1 protein-coding gene is annotated in these 1,567 nt (G+C 62.6%); it reads left to right on the plus strand.

Annotated features, from left to right (window positions below; all coding sequences use genetic code 11):
- Positions 1-520 precede the first annotated feature (520 nt).
- Positions 521-1,459 carry an SDR family oxidoreductase gene (locus ABEA06_RS02415; RefSeq protein WP_345310448.1) on the plus strand — a complete coding sequence of 313 codons (939 nt, stop codon included), beginning with the start codon at positions 521-523 and terminating at the stop codon, positions 1,457-1,459.
- The last annotated feature ends 108 nt before the right edge of the window (positions 1,460-1,567 follow it).

A 1,567-nucleotide genomic window follows, 5' to 3' on the forward strand; every position in this document is an offset into this window, starting at 1 on the left:
CGGTACTAATACACCGAAAACTTATACACCACCAACAATCATCAATGATTGATGCGAGCGTCCACTATGTGGTTGACAACCAACAACCCCACCCCCACGCACACTCATGTGTGGGGCCGGGGGTTTTGATAACAACATACTGGCCAACACACACCAGACCAGAAAACAGGTTTCCCCCCACCCCACACACACGTTGGGGTACAGGGGTGGACAGGTTTTCGGTGGTTATAGCGTGGGGGAAACGCCCGGTCCCATCTCGAACCCGGAAGCNCGCATCCCCTCAACACATTTAACACGCATGGTCAGCCATGGACGGCCGCCCCCGCTAACGCGAGAGTGGCTGTCCATGGCTTTCTGCTTTTAACACTCGTTCACCACGACCCCCGGTCGAGCCCGTCGCCGCCCGGGCAATGGGGTGACCCACATCCGGCCCTCCTCCCGTCCCTTCCGAGCCCCTGTCCAGGCCGCGAGTAAGTCAGTACGCTTATAAAACGAGTTTGCGATGAGAAAGGAGTCGGACATGACCGACACCAGCAATGAGGCACAGCAGAATGCGAACGGGGAGACTACGGATCAGTTGACCTTCCAGAATCCGGTGACGCGCTACCCGGCCATTGAGCCGCCGGAGCAGCACCAGTCCGAGCCGGGCCTGGACGTGGAGCTCGAACCCAAGACCGACCGCGGAGAGGAGTCCTACCGCGGTACGGGTCGACTCGAGGGGCGCAAGGCGCTGATCACGGGCGCGGACTCCGGAATCGGTGCGGCCGTTGCCATTGCGTTCGCCAAGGAGGGGGCCGACGTCGCCCTGAATTACCTTCCGGACGAAGAGCCGGACGCCCAAGTCGTCAAGGCTGTCATTGAGAAGGCCGGGCGCAAGGCGGTATTGATCCCGGGTGATCTGTTGGAGAAGGCGTTCTGCGAGACGGTCGTGGAGAACGCCGTCAACGAGTTGGGCGGGCTGGACATCCTGGTCAACAACGCCGGTCGACAAATCGTTGCGGAAAGCCTCGAAGAGCTGAGCGATGAGCAACTGGTCGATACGTTCACGCTGAACATCATCGGGATGTTCCGGGTCACCAAGGCGGCGCTCAAGCACTTGCCCGCGGGCTCGTCCATCATCAACACCACGTCGGTCGTGGCCTACGAGCCGCCCCCCATTCTGCTGGACTACGCGTCGACCAAGGCCGCGATCAACAACTTCACCAAGGGCTTGGCCCAGCAGCTCGCCCCCAAGGGGATCCGAGTCAACGCGGTGGCCCCCGGTCCCATTTGGACGCCGCTGCAGGTCAGTGACGGTCAGCCGACCGAGGCCCTACCCGAGTTCGGCCAGTCCACGCCGCTGGGCCGCGCCGGTCAGCCCACCGAACTCGCCCCTGCCTACGTGTTCCTGGCCTCACCCGAGTCCAGCTACGTTCTGGGGGAGACCCTCAACGTCAGCGGCGGCATGCCCACCCCGTGACGGTCTGGGCACGCATCCGTGAACATGGGCCCATGAGATCTTGATCTCCGGGCCTGGTCATGAGCGGTCAGAGCCGCGGGCGGCCTTCCTCGCCCTTGCGAGGAAGGC

Source organism: Kocuria gwangalliensis (assembly GCF_039544365.1).
In the GTDB taxonomy this organism is placed as follows: Bacteria; Actinomycetota; Actinomycetes; order Actinomycetales; family Micrococcaceae; genus Kocuria; species Kocuria gwangalliensis.

Coding starts and splice junctions, on each gene's coding strand:
- ABEA06_RS02415 (WP_345310448.1), top strand. CDS start 521: ATGACCGACACCAGCAATGAGGCACAGCAGAATGCGAACGGGGAGACT.